We start from the raw sequence: 17,954 nt of genomic DNA, 5'->3' as shown, positions 1-17,954 counted from the left end.
CGCCATGTACGAGTTGTCCCGGGTCCGCCTCTACTCCATCGGGCCCGCCGGTGCGCGCTACGCCGACACCGTGCTGGACCTGCGCGGAGTCGGTGCGCCCGTGCCCAACCCCGCCCCCACCCAGGCGGAGTTCTTCGAGGAGGAGCCGGTCGGCCCGCCGCGCCGCCCCGCGCCCGCGGGCGTGCTCTTCCTGGAGAACGGCGGCGGCAAGTCCGTCCTGCTCAAGCTGATCTTCTCGGTCATGCTGCCGGGCCACCGCAACACCCTCGGCGGTGCCAGCTCCGGCGTGCTGCGCAAGTTCCTGCTGGCCGACGACTGCGGGCACGTCGCCCTGGAGTGGCAGCACACGCTCACCGGCGAACTGGTCGTCGTCGGCAAGGTCAGCGAATGGCGCGGCAGGCAGGTCTCCAACGACCCGCGCAAGTTCGCCGAGGCCTGGTACTCCTTCCGCCCCGGCCCGGGCCTGAGCCTGGACTCCCTCCCGGTCGCCGAAGCCAACGCCGTGCGCCCGCCCGCCGAGGGCGTCTCCGGCGCCCAGGGCCGCCGCCGCACCATGAAGGGCTTCCGTGACGCCCTCACCGAGGCCGGCAAGGCGTACCCGCACCTGGAGGTGTACTGGGAGGAGATCCACGACCGCTGGAACGAGCACCTCGGCGACCTGGGCCTGGACCCCGAACTGTTCCGCTACCAGCGGGAGATGAACGCCGACGAGGGAGAGGCGGCCGGCCTCTTCGCGGTGAAGAAGGACTCCGACTTCACCGACCTGCTGCTGCGCGCCGTCACCGACACCCGGGACACCGACGGCCTCGCCGACCTGGTCAGCGGCTTCGGCAACAAGCTCGGCCGCCGCGCCGAACTCACCGCCGAACGCGACTTCACCGCCGGCTCCGTCGACCTCCTCGGCCGGATCGTCGAAGCGGCCGGCACACGCGCGCGTGCCCGCGACGTCCACGCCGGAGCCGAGCGGCGCACCCGCACCCTCGCCACCCGCCTCTCCGCCCGCGCCGCCGGTGAACGCGGCCGCGCCGCCGAGCTCGCCGAGCAGGTCACCGCCGCCGCCCACACCGTCACCGAGGCCGAGCAGGCACGCGCCCGCGCCTCCCTCATCGCGGCCGAACTGGCCTACCGCCACGCCTCCCTGGCCCTCACCGCCGCCGAGAAGGGCGCCGCCGCCCAGCGCCGCGAGCTGTCCGACGCCCGCACGCTCCACGCTGCCTGGCAGGCCGCCGAGGCGGTCCTGAGGCACCGTGCCGCCGCCGACCGCTCCGCGCGCGTGGCCGCCGCCATCCGCGAGGCCGAGCGGGACGCCGCCCCCGCGCTGGCCGCCCGCGCCAAGGCCGCCGCCGACCTCGTACGGGCGCTGCACGCCGCAGCCGAGGAGGGTGAGCGGCACGCGGACGAGGAGGAGGAGCGCTCCGCCGCCCTCCAGGAGGCCGGCGAGACCGCCCACCGCGACGCCACCGCCGCCGCCACCGAGGCCCAGCGCGCCCGCAGCGAGGCCGGTCACCTGCGCCAGCGCCTCGCCGAGGTGGAGCAGGAGACCGCCGAAGCGGTACGCGCCGGATGGCTCGACGACACCGCCCCGGACGCCGACCCCGCCCGCGCCGCGCTCGCCGCCAGCGACGCCGAGAAGACCACCGTCGCCGCCTGGGACGAGGCCCGCGACGCCGCCCGCGCGGCGGCCGACCGCGCCCGTGAGGCCGCCGCGGCCGAGTCCCGCGCCGAACTGGCCGCCGCCCGCGCGGCCGACGCCGCCCAGGCCGCCGAGAGCGCCCACCAGGCGGAGCGCCGCGCCGCCGAGTCCATCGCCGCCGAGGAGCGCCTCGCCGAGCTGCTGAGCCTCCCGCCCGCCAAGCCCGCCGTCCCCGGCCCCCGCCAGGGCGGAGAGCCGGACGAGGCCGCGGCCGCACCCGTGCGATCCGGACAGGGGCCGCTCACCGTCGAGGAGTTCGACCGGTACGCCGACGAGCTGCGCGACCTCCTCGACCAGGGCATCGCCTCCGCCGAGCGCAAGCTCTTCGAACTGCGCACCGCCGCCGCCGACGACTCCCGCATCCTCGGCGCCCTCGGTGACGGCGGGCTCCTGCCACCCGGCCCCGACGTCCTCGCCGCCGTCGAGTACCTCGGCGAGCAGGGCATCCCCGCCCTGCCCGGCTGGCGCTACCTCGCCCAGGCCGTCGACCCCGCCGACCACGCCGCCGTGCTCGCCGCACGGCCCGAGCTGGTCGACGGTGTCGTCATCACCGACCCGGTCTCGTACGCCAGGGCCCGCGAGGTCCTCGCCGGCGCGGCCCTCCTGCCGCGCTCCGCCGTGGCCGTGGGCACCGCCGCCGCGCTCCTCGCCCCCGTGCCGGGACCCACCGGCGGCACGGACACCGACGTCTTCCTCGTCCCGCCGAACCCGGCCATGCACGACGAGCACGCCGCCGACGAGGAGCGCCAGGCGCTGCGCGCCCGCGCCGCCGCCCGCGACGAGGAGATCCGCACCCTCGCCGCCCGCCTCACCGGCGACCGCTCGCTCGCCGCCCGCATCGGCTCCTGGCGCGCCGACTGCCCGCCCGGCATGCTCACCGAACTGGCGGAGGCCGCCGCCACCGCGCGCGTGGCCGCCGAAACGGCCGAGGCCGCGCTCGCCGAAGCCCGCACCGTACGGGCCGAGGCGGACGAGGCGGCGGCCGACACCGCCCGGGTGCGCGACGAGCGGCAGGAAGCCGCGCAGCGCGCCCGCCGGGCCGCCGACGCCCTCGCGGGCCTGGCGTTCCGGCTGCGCGAGCGGGCCGGCTGGCAGGCCAGGCTCCGCGAACTGGCCGACGAGGCCACCGAGTACGAAGCCCGCGCCCAGACCTGCCTGGAGCGCGCCCGCGCCGCCGACGAGGACCGCCGCGCCGCCCAGCGCGCCGCCGACGACGCCCACCGCACCGCCCGCGCCCTGCGGGCCGAGCGCGCCGAGATCGCCGGCGCGCCCGAGAACCTGCCGGAGGAGGACGGCGAGGCCCCCCGCGTGCCGCTCGCCGCCCTCCGCGAGGCGTACCGCGCGGCCTCCCAGTTGTACGAGAAGGTCGGCGTCGGCGCCGACCTGCGCGCCGAGCAGGCCCGGGCCGAGAGCGACGAGAGCGCCGCCCTCGCCGAGCTGGACCGGCTCACCAACAAGGTCCGCACCCGGGCCGCCCAGCTCCTGGAGAGCCCCGACGGCGCCGACGGCCCCTCCCGCCAGGCCGCCGCCGCCCGCGCCGAGTCCCTGGTCCAGATGCTGGAGTCCCGCGCCTCCGAGGCCAGCGAGAAGCTCGGCCGGCTGCGCGGCGAGGCCGAGCGGCTGGCCCCCGCGGACGGCGAGGCGCACACCGGGCTGCCCGAGGAGCTGGAACCGACCGACGCCGACCACGCCCAGTCCCTCCTGCGCACCGCCACCACCGAACTGGCCGTCCGCACCGACGCCCTGGAGAGCGCCCGCGCCACCCACGCCCGGCTCCTCCAGGCCCACCGCGCCGCGGAGGACGCGGCCGGCGGCTTCGACGAGACGGCCGCCCTCCTGCGTGACCTGCTCAGGGAGCACACCGACGAGGAGCAGGAGGCACCGGAGCCGTACCCGGGCAGCCTGGAGGAGGCCCGCCGGTCCGCCGCCGAGGCGCGGCGCTCCCTGCGCGGCTGCGCGGCCGACCTGTCGGCCGCCGACGCCGCCGTACGCGAGGCCTGCGACGTCCTGGTACGGCACGCCAACTCCACCCGCTACGAACAGGTCCGCACCCCCGCCCGGCAGCAGATCCGCGAACTGCCCGCCTCGGCCCTGCCCGAACACGCCGCCAAGTGGGCCGACGCCTTCGCGCCCCGGCTGCGCGTGCTGACCGACGAGCTGGCGCAGCTCGAGCGCAACCGCGACTCCATCGTCGACCGGCTGCGCGGCCTGGTGGAGTCCGCGCTGGCCACGCTCCGCTCGGCGCAGCGCCTGTCCCGCCTCCCCGAGGGCCTCGGTGAATGGTCGGGCCAGGAGTTCCTGCGCATAAGGTTCGAGGAGCCGGACCAGGCGACGCTCATCGAGCGGCTCGGCGAGGTCATCGACGAGGCGACCCGCGCGGCCGTCAAGAAGAACTCCGACCTGCGCCGCGACGGGATGTCCCTCCTGCTGCGCGGTGTCCAGGCCGCCCTCCAGCCCAAGGGCGTGGCGGTGGAGATCCTCAAGCCCGACGCGGTGCTGCGCGCCGAGCGCGTCCCCGTCGGGCAGATGGGCGACGTCTTCTCCGGCGGCCAGTTGCTCACCGCCGCCATCGCGCTGTACTGCACGATGGCCGCCCTGCGCAGCAACGACCGGGGCCGCGACAAGCACCGGCACGCCGGCACGTTGTTCCTCGACAATCCGATCGGCCGCGCCAACGCCACGTACCTGCTGGAGCTCCAGCGGGCGGTGTCCGACGCGCTCGGCGTCCAGCTCCTGTACACCACCGGCCTGTTCGACACGACCGCGCTGGCCGAGTTCCCGCTGGTCATCCGGTTGCGCAACGACGCGGACCTGCGGGCGGGCCTGAAGTACATCAGCGTGGAGGAGCACCTGCGCCCCGGCCTGCCGCAGCCCGCCACCGAGGGCGAGACGGTCGTCCACGGCGAGATCACCGCCACCCGCATGTTCCGGCGCACCCCGGACCCGGAGGCGGCGAACGCGGGCTAGCGGCCCGCGGCCGGCCGGGCGCTGTTCCGGCGCCAGAGGAGCGCATAGAGCGAGGAGGAGACGGCGAGACCGGCGGGGAGGGCGAGGTCCAGGCCGTCCAGGGCCCGGGCGACCGGCCCGGTGTACAGCGTGTTGACGCACAGGGCCGCCGCGGTGACGCCTCCGGTGAGGGCGAGCACGCCCGCCGTGTTGACCCCGGCGGTGTACCAGAAGGGGCTGCCGGGGCTCTCGTCCACCAGGGCGGGGCCGTCGTAGCGGTTGCGGCGCAGCAGGATGTCGGTGGCGTAGACGGCCACGGCCGGGCCGAGCAGGACGACCGTGAGCTGGAGGACGTTGCTGACGGTGTCGAGGAAGTCGGAGACGAGGAGCCCGTACAGGGTGAGCGAGACGGCGGCGACCCCGTCGGCGATCACGCTGAGGGAGCGGCGGACGCGGATGCCGACGGCCTGGAGGGCGAGCCCGGCGCTGTAGGCGGTCAGGGCGTTGATGGCGATGGTGCCGAGGACCAGGGCGAGCAGGAACACCGGCTCGAACCAGCCGGGCAGGATCGTCCGGAGCCCCGACTGGGGGTCCGTCATGTCGACCGCGGTCGCGGCCAGTGCCCCCAGGGAGCAGACCACGACGCTCGGCAGGAAGCCGCCCAGGGCGGTCCACCCGATGATGGCCCGGGGGGAGGTCGTCCGGGGCAGGTAGCGGGAGAAGTCGGCGCTGGTGGTGTACGACAGGGGGCCGGAAGCGACCAGGGTGACACCGGCGAGGAGCACCGCCCACAGGGTGTTTCCGCCGAGCGGTTCGGCCGGGGCGTACCCGAAGTCGGTGTGCCGGAGGACGCCGGCCGCGACGACGGCGAAGACGGCCGCGAGGGCGAGCGTGACCGGGAAGTACAGCTTCATGATCGTGGCGTGGCCGTAGACGCCGATGGTCAGGGTGAGCACGGCGATCACCAGGACGACGACGACCTTGACGCCGGTGGTCGTGGTGGTGCCGGCCCGCTCCACGAGGGAGAAGGCGGCGGTCGCGGCGGCGGCCAGGTTCAGGGCGAAGTAACAGACGGAGATGAGCCAGCCGACGACCGCGTTGTTCACCCGGTTACCGCGGATGCCGAACATCGCCCGTGTGATCACCTCGCTCGGCGCGCCCGCCGCCGGGCCCGGTATCGACAGCACGCCCGTGAGCACCCAGAACAGGTTGCCGACCACGATCACCGCGAGGGCCTGCCACAGGGTGAGGCCCATCAGGATCAGGGCGCCGCCGATCACCAGGCTCAGGTAGTTCACGTTGGCCGCCGCCCAGACGGAGAACAACTGCCGGGGCCGGCCGTGGCGTTCGTGCTCGGGGATGTGGTCGATGCCGTGGGCCTCCACCCGGCCCGTCCGTCCGCCCGGGGAGGGCTCCTCCTGCCGCTCTCCGCGGGTGCTTCGGTGCGGGTCGGGAATCGTGGACGCCATGCGGCCCCTCCGGATGCTGGTTACCCACCTGCTTGCTTGTTGGTCGCACACTCAATAGCATCGTTTCCATGCCGTCAAGCCTCCCGAACAAGCGAATCCGCAAGTCTCCAGCCGCCAGACGTGCGGAAATCGTCGACACCGCCGCCGCTGTGGCACTGACCGAAGGGCTGGAGTGCATCACCCTCCGGCGCGTCGCCGAGGAGCTCGACGTCCGCCCCGGCCTGATCAGCCACTACTTCCCGGCCGTGGAGGACCTGGTCGCCGAGGCGTATGGACAGGCCGCCGCCACCGAACTCGACGCACTCCTGCCGACCGACCGGGGCGGCGCCACCCCCACCCGGCATCTGGCGCGCTTCCTCGCCCGGACCACCGGAGAGGCGTACGACAACATCAGCCGGCTCTGGCTCAACGCCCGCCACCTCAGCCGCTACCGCCCCACGCTGCGCGACCGCGTCGCCGTTCAGGAGGCGGCCTGGCGCGACCGGCTCGAGGCGCTCATCCGCGACGGAGTCCACCAGGGCGAGTTCCGCACCGCCGACCCGATGGTGACGGCCATGCAGATCCTGGTCGTCCTCGACGGCCTCGGCATGCTCGTCAACAGCCACGACACCGGCGACGACCCGCCGGAGATCCTCCGCATGCCGCTCACCACCGCGGAACGCGAACTCGGCCTCCCCGCCGGCACGCTGACCGCCACCGCCCCCAACTGACCCGTCCGGCAAGGAAACCTCGTGCGCCCCTCCCTCATCCTGCTCTCCGCCCGCCTGCTCGACCCGGTCACCGGCCGGGTCCTGCCGCAGACCGCGCTCGCCGCGGCCGGCGGACGCATCACCGCCCTCGGTGACGACCCCACGGTCCGCGCCCTCGCCGACGCCTCCACCACGGTGATCGACCTCAAGGGCGCGGTCGTCACCCCCGGACTGGTCGACGGACACCTCCACCCCGCCTCCGGAGCCGAACTGACCCACGGCCTGGACCTGTCCCACTGCACCGACGTGGAGCAGGTGCGCGAGGCACTCGCCCGCGCGGTGCGCGAACTCGACCGCGGCGCGTGGCTGCACGGCTGGGGCCTCGACCCCAACGTCTTCGCCGGCCACCCCGTCGCAACGGCCCCCTTCGACACCGTGCTCGACGGCGTTCCCGCCATGCTGCTCCTCTTCGACGCCCACTCCATGCTGGCCAGCCGGCGCGCGCTGGAACTCGCCGGGATCGACGGACCACGGACCTTCGACCAGGCCACCGCCGAGGTGGTGTGCGACGCCGACGGCCGGCCCACCGGGCTGCTCCTGGAGGACGCCGCCTGCGAGCTGGTGGAGCGGATCGCCCCGCGGCCCACCCGCGAGGAACGCCGCGAACGGCTCGCCACCGCGCTGCGCGCCATGGCGGCCGCCGGCCTCACCGGCGGCCACGCCATGGACGCGAACGGCGACAGCCTCGCCTTCTACGCCGAACTCGACGCGGCCGGTCGACTGCCGCTGCGCCTGCGGGTCGCGCCCTGGTGCCAGCCCGGAACCGGCGCCGACGGCGTACGCGCACTCATCGAGCAGCAGGGCACGGGCGGCCGGCTCTGGCGGACCGCCGGCGTCAAGCTCTTCATGGACGGCACCATCGACAACGGCACCGCCTGGCTCGAACGCCCGGACTGCCACGGCGAGTCCCGGCACGCCTTCTGGCCGGACCCCGAGGAGTACACCCGCGTCATCGGCGAACTCCACCGGGCCGGGGTGCCCACCGCCACGCACGCCATCGGCGACGCGGCCGTACGCCATGCCCTCGACGCCGTCGAGAAGGCCCGGGCGGGCGGCGGGCCCGAGGTGCGGCACCGCATCGAGCACATCGAGACCGTCCCCGACGACACACTGAGCCGGTTCTCCCGGCTGGGCGTCACCGCCTCCATGCAGCCGACCCACTGCTGCGACTTCACCCGGGCCGACCACACCGACAACTGGTCGCGCCGCCTCGGCGAGGAGCGCGCCTCCCGCGCCTGGCGCTGCCGCGACCTGTACGACTCCGGAGCTGTCGTCGTCCTCGGCTCCGACTGGCCCATCGCCCCCTACCCGCCGCTGGGCGTCATGGCGGGAGCCCGGCCCCGCCCGCCCCCCCGCCCCCCCCCCCGCCCCCCCCGGCGGGGGGGCGCCCCCCCGCGCCGGGCGCCGCGGCCCCCTGTCCGCCCCCGGAGCTGCCGCCGCCCCCGGCCCCGCCGGCCCCCCCCCCCCCTCCCCGCCGCTGGGCGTCATGGCGGGAGCCCGGCACCGCCGGCCCACCCGCGACCTCACCCGCGCGCCGCACGGCCCGGAACAGGCCCTCACCGCCCTGGAAGCCCTCCAGGGCATGACCGTCAACGCCGCCCACGCGGCGGGCGAGGAGCACGAGGCGGGCCGCATCGCGGTCGGCCACCGCGCCGACCTGACCGTCCTCGCCGCCGACCCGCTCACCACGGCGGCCACCGGGCTACCGGACGTCCCGGTGCTGCTCACCGTCCTCGCCGGCCGACCCACCCACCGCGACGCGTCCCTGTGACCCGGCCTCGGCCCCGCCCCCTCCCGGCCAGGGGGCGGCGCCAGGTCTTTCCACCGCCCCACCGGGCCCGAAGAACCAGGGCCCGGGCATGCCCGCCACCGGCCCTCCCGGACCGGCCCATCACGCCCGGGACAGATGCCTGTCGCGCGTGCCCTGCCGCCGCCCTATGCGCGCCGTCGCACGGGCCTCCGCGCGGGCGGCCCGCCGAGCCCGGCGCCGCTCCCGCCGGAGCTGCCGTGCCGTACTGCTCGGCGTCGACACGACGCCATGGCGCTGGTTCCACACCTGCCGCGTCACCCACACGTCGAGGACCGCCCATGTCGCCACGACCGTGCTGCCGACACTGCTCAGCACCATCGGGAAGGCGAGCCACGACGCGGTGAGCGTGCAGAAGAACGCCACCATCGCCTGTATCAGGGTCAGCGCCGCGATCAGCACGGCACGCACCGCCGCCGTACGCACCGGATCGGGCAGCCTTCGCCTCCCCACCGGCTCCTCCACCCACAGTTCGCGCCGTGCCGCCGTCTCCATCCGAATCGCCACTCCCCACGACCGACCGTCTCCAGGGTGGCTGCCCCTCTTGAGCCGCTTTACGCCGACCGTTCTCGCCTCCCCGTACAGAAGGACGAACGACCGCCGGTGAAGATTCCCTCCGGAACGCGTACTTCCAGCCATCCGGCGACCAGGCGGAAGTCACGCCCCGCCAGGCGTCCTTCGTCCCACGGGTTCTTCACCGCCTCGAATACCAGGACAACTCATGATCTGCGCGCCACGGTGCGGCTGAAAATCGCCCGGACGTCCCTTCGAGTTGTCCGTGATGCAGTAGTAGGCTCGCGCCGTTTGTTGATGTGTTGATGTGTTGATGGGTACACCCACGCCGGACGGCAGGGCGGGTGCGAGTGGGGGAGGCCATGCGCTTTCGCGGCAAGTCGATCCGCCGGAAGATCGTGGCGTTGCTCCTCGTGCCGCTCCTCTCCCTCACCGGGCTCTGGGGTTTCGCGACCCTCATCACCGGCCGTGAAGCCGGCCAGCTCCTCGACGTCGGCTACATCGTGGGCAAGGTGGGCCACCCCCTCGAGGACACCATCCACGTCATCCAGCGGGAACGCCGCCAGACCCTCGTCTACCTGGCCGACCCCCGCTCCTCCGAGGCCCTCCCCGCTCTGCGCCGCGACCGCGCCGCGACCGACCGGGCCATCTCCCTGATCCGCGCCAACGCCCAGGAGCCCGGGGTCACCGACGCCCTCAGCACCCCGGCGTCCACCAGGCTCACCTCCCTCCTCGACGCGTTCGACGACCTCACCTCGCTGCGCCGCTCCGTCGAGAACCGTGCCGTCGGCCGCCTTCAGGCACTGGATTTCTACAACCGGCTCATAGACCCCTGTTACAGCTTCCTCACCAACCTCCACGCCCTGGACAACGTGGAGATGGACAAGCAGGGCCGGGCCCTGGTCGGTGTCGTCCGCGCCCGCGAGATGCTCTCCCGTGAGGACGCCCTGGTGGTCTCCTCCCTCATCAGCAAGCGGATCACCGCCCAGGAGATCCGCGCCATCTCCGACCTCGTCGCCCACCGCGAGCTGCTCTACGAGGTCAACCTGGAGCTCATGCCGGGCTCCGAACGCGAGATCTTCGAGGCGTACTGGAGCGGCCCCGACACCGAGCCCCTGCGTGACGCCGAGGACGCGCTCCTCGCCGCCGGAGCCACCGACGACCCCCGTACCATCGCCGCCCCGCGCTGGGAGGAACGGGCGAACCCCGTCCTGGAAAGGCTCGCCGGCGAGAACACCGAGGCCGGCAACCGCTACCAGGACCGCGTCGAACCGGTCGCCCACAGCGTCCTGTTGAAGGCGGGCGTCGCCGGCGTCCTCGGCTTCGTGGCCCTGCTGGTGTCGATCGTCGTCTCCGTACGCATCGGACGCGGCCTCGTGCGCGACCTCAGGCGCCTGCGCAAGGAGGCCCAGGAGGTCTCCGGCGTACGGCTGCCGAGCGTGATGCGCCGCCTCGCCGCCGGTGAACACGTCGACGTCGAGACCGAAGTGCCGCACCTGGAGTACGAGAAGGACGAGGTCGGCCAGGTCGGCCAAGCCCTCAACACCCTCCAGCGGGCCGCCGTCGAAGCCGCCGTCAAGCAGGCCGACATGCGCCGCGGCGTGTCCGAGGTCTTCGTCAACCTCGCCCGCCGCAACCAGGTCCTGCTCCACCGCCAGCTCACCCTCCTGGACACCATGGAGCGGCGCACCGAGGACACCGAGGAGCTCGCCGACCTGTTCCGCCTGGACCACCTCACCACCCGGATGCGCCGCCACGCCGAGGGCCTGGTGATCCTCTCCGGGGCGGCGCCCTCACGGCAGTGGCGCAAGCCGGTCCAGCTCATGGACGTCGTACGGGCCGCGGTCGCCGAGGTGGAGGACTACGAGCGCATAGAAGTGCGGCGACTGCCGCGCATCGGGGTCGGTGGCCCCGCGGTCGCCGACCTCACCCACCTCGTCGCCGAACTGCTCGAGAACGCCACGGTGTTCTCCCCGCCGCACACCGCCGTCCACGTCCACGGGGAACGCGTCGCCAACGGCTTCACCCTGGAGATCGACGACCGCGGCCTCGGCATGGCCCCGGAGGCCCTGCTCGACGCCAACCTGCGTCTCGCCGAGACCCCCGAGTTCGAGCTCTCCGACACCGACCGGCTCGGCCTCTTCGTCGTCAGCCGGCTCGCCCAGCGCCAGAACGTGCGCGTCTCGCTCCAGCCCTCCCCGTACGGCGGGACCACCGCGGTCGTCTTCATCCCGGCCGCCCTGCTCACCGAGGCCCCCGAGACCCAGGGCGCCGGATTCCGGCTGGACCGCAAGGGCGGCAAGGACGCCCCGCCGCGGAGGGCGGCGCTCTCCAAGGTGCCCTCGGGCCTGTCCCCCCACACCGGACCCTCCGTCCTCGACGGACCGGTCGAACTGGAGGCCCCGGTCGGCGCCCTCGGCCCGGAAGACCGGCTCGCCGGCCTCGGGGACCTCGACGAACGGCTCGGCGACCTGGAGGACACCGAGAGCGAGCGCGGCGGCCTGTTCCGTGCCCGGCCGCCGCTGCGCCCCGTCTCCGGCCGCCACGGCGACCACGAACAGCACCAGCAGGCGTCCGAGGCCCCCGACCCGAGCCCCGAGCGGCCGCCCGGCGGCCCCGTCCCGCTGCCGCGCCGCACACCGCCGACGCTCATCGCGCACCGCGGCAGGCGCCTGGACGAACGCGGCCGGACCCATCCGGCGGCGCCCGAGGGACGGGCACGGGCCACCCGGCCCGCCGCGCCCGCGCCCCCCGCCCCGGCACCCGGCGACCGGCCGCCCGCGAGCCCCGCGCCCACCACCGGCCCCGCACCCGACGACGAGGCGACCATGCTGCTGCGCGGGCTGCCCCGCCGGGTACGCCAGGCGAGCCTCGCGCCCCAGCTCAGGAAGGCGGCCGGCCGGCCCGAGCCGGAGGCCGTGGACACCGACCGCGACACCGAACGCGAGGCGGAAGAAGTACGCAGCCGTATGGCGGCGATGCAGCGCGGCTGGCAGCGCGGGCGCCGGCAGAACGCCGGGAGCACACCGCCCGCCGGCCGCGCGGACACAGCACCAGGAACGACACCGGAGGGGGACGGTCGATGACCGCACCGAACGCCGCAGTACCCAGCACCACCGGCTCGACCGGCGAGCTCAACTGGCTCCTCGACGAACTGGTCGACCGGGTCGGCTCCATCCGCAAGGCGCTGGTGCTCTCCAGCGACGGCCTGGCCACGGGGGCGTCCAAGGACCTCAGCCGCGAGGACAGCGAGCACATGGCGGCCGTGGCCTCCGGGTTCCACAGCCTCGCCAAGGGCGTCGGCCGCCACTTCGACGCCGGCCGCGTCCGTCAGACCGTCGTCGAGCTGGAGGACGCCTTCCTCTTCGTCACGGCGGCGGGCGACGGAAGCTGCCTGGCCGTGCTCGCCGACGCCGACTCGGACGTCGGGCTCGTCGCGTACGAGATGACGCTGATGGTCAAGCGGGTCGGCGCCCACCTCGCGACCGCGCCCCGGGCCGGACTGCCCGCCGGAGGGTGACGGGGGATGCGATGAGTGACGCAGCAGGACAGCAGAGCCGGCACAGACGTCCCGGCAGCCAGGGGCCGCACCACTGGTTCGACGACGAGGCGGGCCCGGTCGTCCGCCCGTACGCGATGACGCGCGGCCGGACCAGCAGCGCCACCCGCCACCGCCTCGACCTCATCGCGGTGGTCGTCCCCGAACCCGCCGCCGACGATCCCGGCCGCGACCAGACGCTCTCCCCGGAGCACGTGGAGATCGTCGAGCGGTGCAGCGACCTCCCCCGGTCGATCGCCGAGCTGGCCGCCGGGCTGGACCTCCCCGTAGGGGTGGTCCGCGTCCTGGTCGGCGACCTTGTCGAGGACGAACTCGTCCACGTAACCCGTCCCGTGCCGCCGGCCGAACTGCCGGACGTCAGCATCCTCCGTGAGGTGATCAATGGCCTTCGGGCGCTCTAGCTCCGGCCGCAGGAAGCGTCCGGTCGAGCCGGTGACGCTGAAGATCCTGGTGGCGGGCGGATTCGGGGTGGGCAAGACCACCCTGGTGGGCGCGGTCAGCGAGATACGGCCGCTGCGCACCGAGGAGACCCTCAGCGAGGCGGGCCGGCCCGTCGACGACCTGCACGGCGTCGAGACCAAGGCCACCACCACGGTCGCCATGGACTTCGGGCGCATCACGCTCCGTGAGGACCTGGTGCTGTACCTGTTCGGCACGCCCGGACAGGACCGCTTCTGGTTCCTGTGGGACGAGCTCGCGCAGGGCGCCCTGGGCGCGGTGGTGCTGTGCGACACCCGCCGCCTGGAGGACAGCTTCGCCGCGATCGACTACTTCGAGCGGCGCGGCATCCCCTTCGCGGTGGCCGTCAACTGCTTCGAGGGGGCCGCGCGCTTCCCGGCCGGCACGGTACGGACGGCACTCGACCTCGACCCGGAGGTGCCGCTGCTGATGTGCGACGCCCGCGACCGGGAGTCGGTCAAGGACGTCCTGGTCGCCGTGGTGGAACACGCCCACACCCTCGCCGCCCGCGGCCGCGAACCGGCGACGACCTGAACCACCGCCCGCCCCGCCCCCGTGGCGCGGGGCGGGCCCTGGTCCTGGCTTCTGCTCAGTCGTCCTCCCAGCCGAAGCTCCGCTCGACCGCCCTGCGCCACCTGCCGTACTCCCGTTCGCGGACGGCCGCCTCCATGCGGGGCTCCCAGGCCGTGTCGCGCCGCCAGTGGGACGTCAGCTCGTCCAGGCCGGACCACACGCCCGTGGCCAGCCCCGCCGCGTACGCGGCGCCCAGGCAGGTGGTCTCGGGCACCCTGGGCCGGATCACCGGAACGCCCAGGACGTCCGCCTGGTGCTGCATCAGCAGCCCGTTGGCGGTCATCCCGCCGTCTACCTTCAGGGACGAGATCCGGACGCCCGAGTCCTGGTACATGGCGTCCACGACCTCCCGCGTCTGCCAGCTCGTCGCCTCCAGGACGGCACGGGCCAGGTGCGCCTTGGTGACGTACCGGGTCAGGCCGGTGACCACGCCGCGTGCGTCGGAGCGCCAGTAGGGCGCGAACAGCCCGGAGAACGCGGGCACGATGTACGCGCCGCCGTTGTCCTCCACGCTCGCCGCGAGCGTCTCGATCTCGGCGGCGCTGCGGATGATGCCGAGCTGGTCGCGGAACCACTGCACCAGGGCGCCGGTGATCGCGATCGAGCCCTCCAGGCAGTAGACGGGCGCCTGAGCGCCGATCTTGTAACCGACCGTGGTGATGAGGCCGTTCTTCGACGGCACGGGCCGCTCACCGGTGTTGAGCAGCAGGAAGCTGCCGGTGCCGTACGTGTTCTTGGCGGTCCCCGTGTCGTAGCAGGCCTGCCCGAAGACGGCCGCCTGCTGGTCGCCGAGCGCCGATGCGACCGGTACCCCGCGCAGGTGCCCGGTGGCGGTGCCGTACACCTCCGCCGACGACCGGATGGCCGGCAGCATCACCTCCGGCACGTTCATGGCCGCGAGGATCGAGCGGTCCCACTCCAGGGTCCGGAGGTCCATCAGCATGGTCCGGGAGGCGTTGGTGACGTCGGTGACGTGGACGCCGCCGTCGGTGCCGCCCGTGAGGTTCCAGATCAGCCACGAGTCGATGGTGCCGAACGCGATCTCGCCACGCTCGGCGCGGGTGCGCAGCCCGGGTACGTTGTCCAGCAGCCAGGCCGCCTTGGGCCCGGAGAAGTAGCTGGCCAGCGGCAGCCCCGTGGTGTCCCGGAACCGGTCCTGGCCGTCCGCGCCGCCGAGTCGGGCGCACAGCGCCGAGGTGCGGGTGTCCTGCCAGACGATGGCGTTGTGCACCGGCTTTCCCGTGGCCCGGTCCCACAGGACGGTCGTCTCGCGCTGGTTGGTGATGCCCAGCGCGCTCAGCTCCTCGGCGCGCAGCCCGGCCTTGGCGAGGGCGCCCGCCACCACCGCCTGGACCTTGGACCAGATCTCGGTGGCGTCGTGCTCGACCCAGCCCGGCTTGGGGAAGATCTGGCGGTGCTCGCGCTGGTCGGCGGAGACGACGGCACCGTCCTGACCGAAGATGATGCAGCGACTGGAGGTGGTGCCCTGGTCGATTGCGGCGACGAACCTGTCCGTCATCACGAAACCCCTTGTCGCGAGTGTGTGGGCGCCGCTAGTAGGCCGCGTTGAAGAGCACTCCGGCGAGCAGCCCCCCGATCAGCGGGCCGGCCACGGGCACCCAGGCGTAACCCCAGTCGGAGGTGCCCTTGTTGGGTATGGGCAGCAGCGCGTGGGCGATGCGCGGTCCGAGGTCGCGGGCCGGGTTGATGGCGTAGCCCGTCGGGCCGCCGAGCGACATGCCGATGCCGACGACGAGCAGGGACACCAGCAGGATGGAGATGCCGGAGCCGTAGATGCCCGCCCGCTCGCCGGGGATCTGGCCGATGCCGATGCCGTCGTTCTTCCCGAACGCCAGGATGGGCAGGACCAGCGCGACCGTCGCGACGACCTCGGTCGTGAGGTTGGCGGCCGGACTGCGGATCTCGGGGCCGGTGGCGAAGATCCCCAGCGTCGGCTGCGCCGTCCGTTCGTCGGCGTTCGCCCGGAACTGGGCGTAGTAGACCAGCCACGCCAGGACGGCTCCCAGCATCGCGCCGACCATCTGCGCGAGCACGTACAGCGGTACCTTGCCCCACTCGCCCGTGTCGACGGCGACCCCGACCGTCACGGCCGGGTTGAGGTGCCCCCCGGAGAGCGGGGCGGCGGTGTACGCCCCGGCCAGGACGCCGAAGCCCCAGCCGAACGCGATGACGGCCCAGCCGGCGGCCTTCGCCTTGGAGAAGGTGAGGGTGACGGCGGCGCAGACGCCCGCCCCGAACAGGATGAGGATCGCGGTGCCGATGACCTCACCGGCGAAGATGTCTCCATTGCTCACGGCGGCTCCTGGGCTCGATGGCTTCACGGCGTGCCGAACGGGCATGGGGTGCTGCGACGGGCGGACCGGCGATGTCGACGAAGAGGCAGTGTTCTCCTGCCCTGATGGACCGTCAAGGTCGCCGACGGCACGGGCCGCCCCTCCGTACCGTCCCCGGCCGTCCGTACCGTCAGCGCACCGCCACGACGGCCGAACCGTGGCCGAACAGGCCCTGGTTCGCGGTGATCCCGACGCGGGCACCCGCCACCTGCCGCGCCCCGGCCGTACCGCGGAGCTGCCAGGTCAGCTCGCAGACCTGGGCGATGGCCTGGGCGGGCACCGCCTCGCCGAAGGAGGCCAGCCCGCCGCTCGCGTTCACCGGGACCCGCCCGCCGAGCGCCGTGGCTCCCGCCCGCACCAGCCCGGCCCCCTCGCCCCGGCCGCACAGGCCGATGTCCTCGTACCACTCCAGTTCCAGGGCGGTGGACAGGTCGTAGACCTCCGCGAGGGACAGGTCCCCGGGGCCGATGCCCGCCTCCTCGTACGCGGCCGCCGCGATCGACTCCCGGAACGGGATCCCGGGCGCGGCACCGGCCGCCGAGTCGGTGGCGATGTCCGGCAGATCGAGCACCGTACGCGGATAGGCGGGCGTCACGGTCGACACGGCCCGGATGCGCACCGGGTCCGTGACGCCGTGCACGCGCGCGTAGGCCATCGACGACAGGACCAGCGCCGCGCCGCCGTCCGAGGTCGCGCAGATGTCGAGCAGCCTCAGCGGGTCGGCGACCACGGCCGACGCGGCCACCTCGGCGGCGGTGACCGGCTTTTGGTACCGGGCGTGCGGATTGAGCGCCCCGGCCGCCGCGTTCTTCACCTTGACCAGGGCGAAGTCCTCGAGGGTGTCCCCGTGCAGGGCCATCCGGCGCCGGGCGTAGAGGGCGAAGTACGCCGGGTTCGTGGCGCCCAGCACCCGGAACCGCAGCCAGTCGGGGTCGTCCGGCCGGTCCCCGCCGGCCGGTGCGAAGAACCCCTTGGGCGCCGCGTCCGCGCCCACCACCAGGACCACGTCCGCCAGCCCGGCCAGGATCTGCGCCCGGGCGGTGGCGATGGCCTGGGCGCCCGACGCGCACGCGGCGTACACGCTGGTCACCCGCGCGCCCTGCCAGCCGAGCGCCCGCGCGAACGTCGCGCCCGCCACGTACCCCGGGTAGCCGCCGCGCACGGTGTCGGCGCCGACGACCGAGCCCACGTCCCGCCAGTCGACGCCCGCGTCGGCGAGCGCGGCGCGGGCCGCGACCGTCCCGTACCGCACGAAGCTGCGGCCCCACTTGCCCCACGGGTGCATGCCCGCGCCCAGGACGGCGACGTCGCCGCTCATGACGTCACCGGGCGCCAGTGCCAGGTGGTCCACACCGTCTCGGCGTCCTCGGCGAGGACGCCGGGCACGAGCTCCACCTCCATGCCCACGGCCAGGTCGCCGACGCCCACCCCGGGAGCCGCCTGACCGAGCACCACCATGGCCTCGGCCTCCAGCTCGACGGCGACCAGGGTGTACGGCCGCCACACGGCCTCGGGGTCCGAGGGGTAGGGCGCGGGCGGCCGGTAGCGGCCGTCGGTGTACGACCAGACGCGTCCGCGCCGGGACAGTGGCACTTCCCGCAGCTCACCGCCGCCCGGACAGGCCGGGTCGCGGCAGAAGTCGTCCTCGCGCGGGAAGAAGACCGCCGAGCAGGCCGAGCACCGCGTGCCCAGCAGCCGGAAGTCCCCCTCGGCACCGTCCTGGGTGAACCACCCGGCCACCACGGGTGTGCGCGTACGCCTCAAGGCCCCTCCCACCGCACGCCGACCGATCTGACGGATCGTCAGAAGTGTGCCACGGGGAGACGCGCCCC

At 74.3% G+C, this 17,954-nt stretch carries 12 protein-coding genes and 2 pseudogenes; 8 read left to right on the top strand and 6 right to left on the bottom strand.

Annotation, left to right across the window (positions count from 1 at the left end; genetic code table 11):
• The first annotated feature begins 4 nt into the window (after positions 1-4).
• Positions 5-4,660 (top strand): hypothetical protein, encoded by a 4,656-nt coding sequence (locus E2B92_RS18585; protein WP_126888751.1) that lies wholly within the window; start codon positions 5-7, stop codon positions 4,658-4,660.
• Here E2B92_RS18585 and E2B92_RS18580 read toward each other — a convergent pair.
• Positions 4,657-6,108 carry a purine-cytosine permease family protein gene (locus tag E2B92_RS18580; RefSeq protein ID WP_126888750.1) on the bottom strand — a complete coding sequence of 484 codons (1,452 nt, stop codon included), beginning with the start codon at positions 6,106-6,108 and terminating at the stop codon, positions 4,657-4,659. The two genes, E2B92_RS18585 and E2B92_RS18580, sit on opposite strands and share 4 nt — an antisense overlap.
• A gap of 68 nt (positions 6,109-6,176) precedes the next feature.
• Between E2B92_RS18580 and E2B92_RS18575 the strand changes: the two genes are divergently transcribed.
• The 3 genes and pseudogenes from E2B92_RS18575 to E2B92_RS18560 all read left to right on the top strand — a co-directional run.
• Positions 6,177-6,818 (top strand): TetR/AcrR family transcriptional regulator, encoded by a 642-nt coding sequence (locus tag E2B92_RS18575; RefSeq protein ID WP_126888749.1) that lies wholly within the window; start codon positions 6,177-6,179, stop codon positions 6,816-6,818.
• Positions 6,819-6,839: 21 nt separating this feature from the next.
• Positions 6,840-8,183 (top strand): annotated as a pseudogene (locus E2B92_RS18570) (amidohydrolase); the annotation flags it as partial.
• Positions 8,184-8,343: 160 nt separating this feature from the next.
• Positions 8,344-8,628: pseudogene (locus tag E2B92_RS18560) on the top strand (amidohydrolase family protein); the annotation flags it as partial.
• A gap of 120 nt (positions 8,629-8,748) precedes the next feature.
• On the opposite strand, the gene E2B92_RS18555 reads toward E2B92_RS18560, so the two are convergent.
• Entirely contained in the window at positions 8,749-9,159 is a 411-nt protein-coding gene (locus E2B92_RS18555) for a hypothetical protein (RefSeq protein WP_126889507.1), read from the bottom strand.
• A 380-nt stretch (positions 9,160-9,539) separates the two neighbouring features.
• On the opposite strand from E2B92_RS18555, the gene E2B92_RS18550 reads away from it, so the two are divergent.
• Genes E2B92_RS18550 through E2B92_RS18535 form a run of 4 tightly spaced genes read left to right on the top strand, consistent with a single transcriptional unit; the run spans position 9,540 to position 13,729 of the window.
• Complete coding sequence (locus E2B92_RS18550) at positions 9,540-12,263, top strand: nitrate- and nitrite sensing domain-containing protein (RefSeq protein ID WP_133087610.1); 2,724 nt, start codon at positions 9,540-9,542, stop codon at positions 12,261-12,263.
• A complete protein-coding gene (locus tag E2B92_RS18545; protein ID WP_126889044.1) occupies positions 12,260-12,697 on the top strand; it encodes a roadblock/LC7 domain-containing protein in 438 nt (145 codons plus the stop codon). Before E2B92_RS18550 ends, E2B92_RS18545 begins: the two co-directional genes overlap by 4 nt.
• 11 nt (positions 12,698-12,708) lie before the next feature.
• The gene (locus E2B92_RS18540) at positions 12,709-13,137 is read left to right on the top strand and encodes a DUF742 domain-containing protein (protein ID WP_126889045.1); all 429 of its coding nucleotides are present in this window, start codon (positions 12,709-12,711) and stop codon (positions 13,135-13,137) included.
• Complete coding sequence (locus E2B92_RS18535; RefSeq protein ID WP_126889046.1) at positions 13,118-13,729, top strand: GTP-binding protein; 612 nt, start codon at positions 13,118-13,120, stop codon at positions 13,727-13,729. The genes E2B92_RS18540 and E2B92_RS18535 overlap by 20 nt, the downstream gene beginning before the upstream one ends.
• Before the next feature lie 55 nt (positions 13,730-13,784).
• On the opposite strand, the gene glpK is transcribed toward E2B92_RS18535, so the two are convergent.
• The 4 genes from glpK to E2B92_RS18515 form a co-directional block, all read right to left on the bottom strand.
• Positions 13,785-15,287: a glycerol kinase GlpK gene (gene glpK / locus E2B92_RS18530; protein WP_126889047.1), complete on the bottom strand. Its 1,503-nt coding sequence runs from the start codon at positions 15,285-15,287 to the stop codon at positions 13,785-13,787.
• Positions 15,288-15,321: 34 nt separating this feature from the next.
• On the bottom strand, positions 15,322-16,083 hold the full coding sequence (locus E2B92_RS18525) for an MIP/aquaporin family protein (protein ID WP_126889048.1): 762 nt from the start codon (positions 16,081-16,083) through the stop codon (positions 15,322-15,324).
• A gap of 169 nt (positions 16,084-16,252) precedes the next feature.
• Complete coding sequence (locus tag E2B92_RS18520; protein ID WP_126889051.1) at positions 16,253-17,440, bottom strand: lipid-transfer protein; 1,188 nt, start codon at positions 17,438-17,440, stop codon at positions 16,253-16,255.
• On the bottom strand, positions 17,437-17,886 hold the full coding sequence (locus E2B92_RS18515) for a Zn-ribbon domain-containing OB-fold protein (protein WP_185923782.1): 450 nt from the start codon (positions 17,884-17,886) through the stop codon (positions 17,437-17,439). Before E2B92_RS18515 ends, E2B92_RS18520 begins: the two co-directional genes overlap by 4 nt.
• Positions 17,887-17,954 lie beyond the last annotated feature (68 nt).

Origin of the sequence: Streptomyces sp. WAC05374 (assembly GCF_004353505.1) — a bacterium.
Classification (GTDB): Bacteria; Actinomycetota; Actinomycetes; order Streptomycetales; family Streptomycetaceae; genus Streptomyces.
Note: the sequence above shows the minus strand (reverse complement) of the source record. Positions and strands in the feature narration are given on the sequence as shown.

Coding starts and splice junctions, on each gene's coding strand:
- E2B92_RS18585 (WP_126888751.1), top strand. CDS start 5: ATGTACGAGTTGTCCCGGGTCCGCCTCTACTCCATCGGGCCCGCCGGT.
- E2B92_RS18580 (WP_126888750.1), bottom strand. CDS start 6,108: ATGGCGTCCACGATTCCCGACCCGCACCGAAGCACCCGCGGAGAGCGG.
- E2B92_RS18575 (WP_126888749.1), top strand. CDS start 6,177: ATGCCGTCAAGCCTCCCGAACAAGCGAATCCGCAAGTCTCCAGCCGCC.
- E2B92_RS18555 (WP_126889507.1), bottom strand. CDS start 9,159: ATGGAGACGGCGGCACGGCGCGAACTGTGGGTGGAGGAGCCGGTGGGG.
- E2B92_RS18550 (WP_133087610.1), top strand. CDS start 9,540: ATGCGCTTTCGCGGCAAGTCGATCCGCCGGAAGATCGTGGCGTTGCTC.
- E2B92_RS18545 (WP_126889044.1), top strand. CDS start 12,260: ATGACCGCACCGAACGCCGCAGTACCCAGCACCACCGGCTCGACCGGC.
- E2B92_RS18540 (WP_126889045.1), top strand. CDS start 12,709: ATGAGTGACGCAGCAGGACAGCAGAGCCGGCACAGACGTCCCGGCAGC.
- E2B92_RS18535 (WP_126889046.1), top strand. CDS start 13,118: ATGGCCTTCGGGCGCTCTAGCTCCGGCCGCAGGAAGCGTCCGGTCGAG.
- glpK (WP_126889047.1), bottom strand. CDS start 15,287: ATGACGGACAGGTTCGTCGCCGCAATCGACCAGGGCACCACCTCCAGT.
- E2B92_RS18520 (WP_126889051.1), bottom strand. CDS start 17,440: ATGAGCGGCGACGTCGCCGTCCTGGGCGCGGGCATGCACCCGTGGGGC.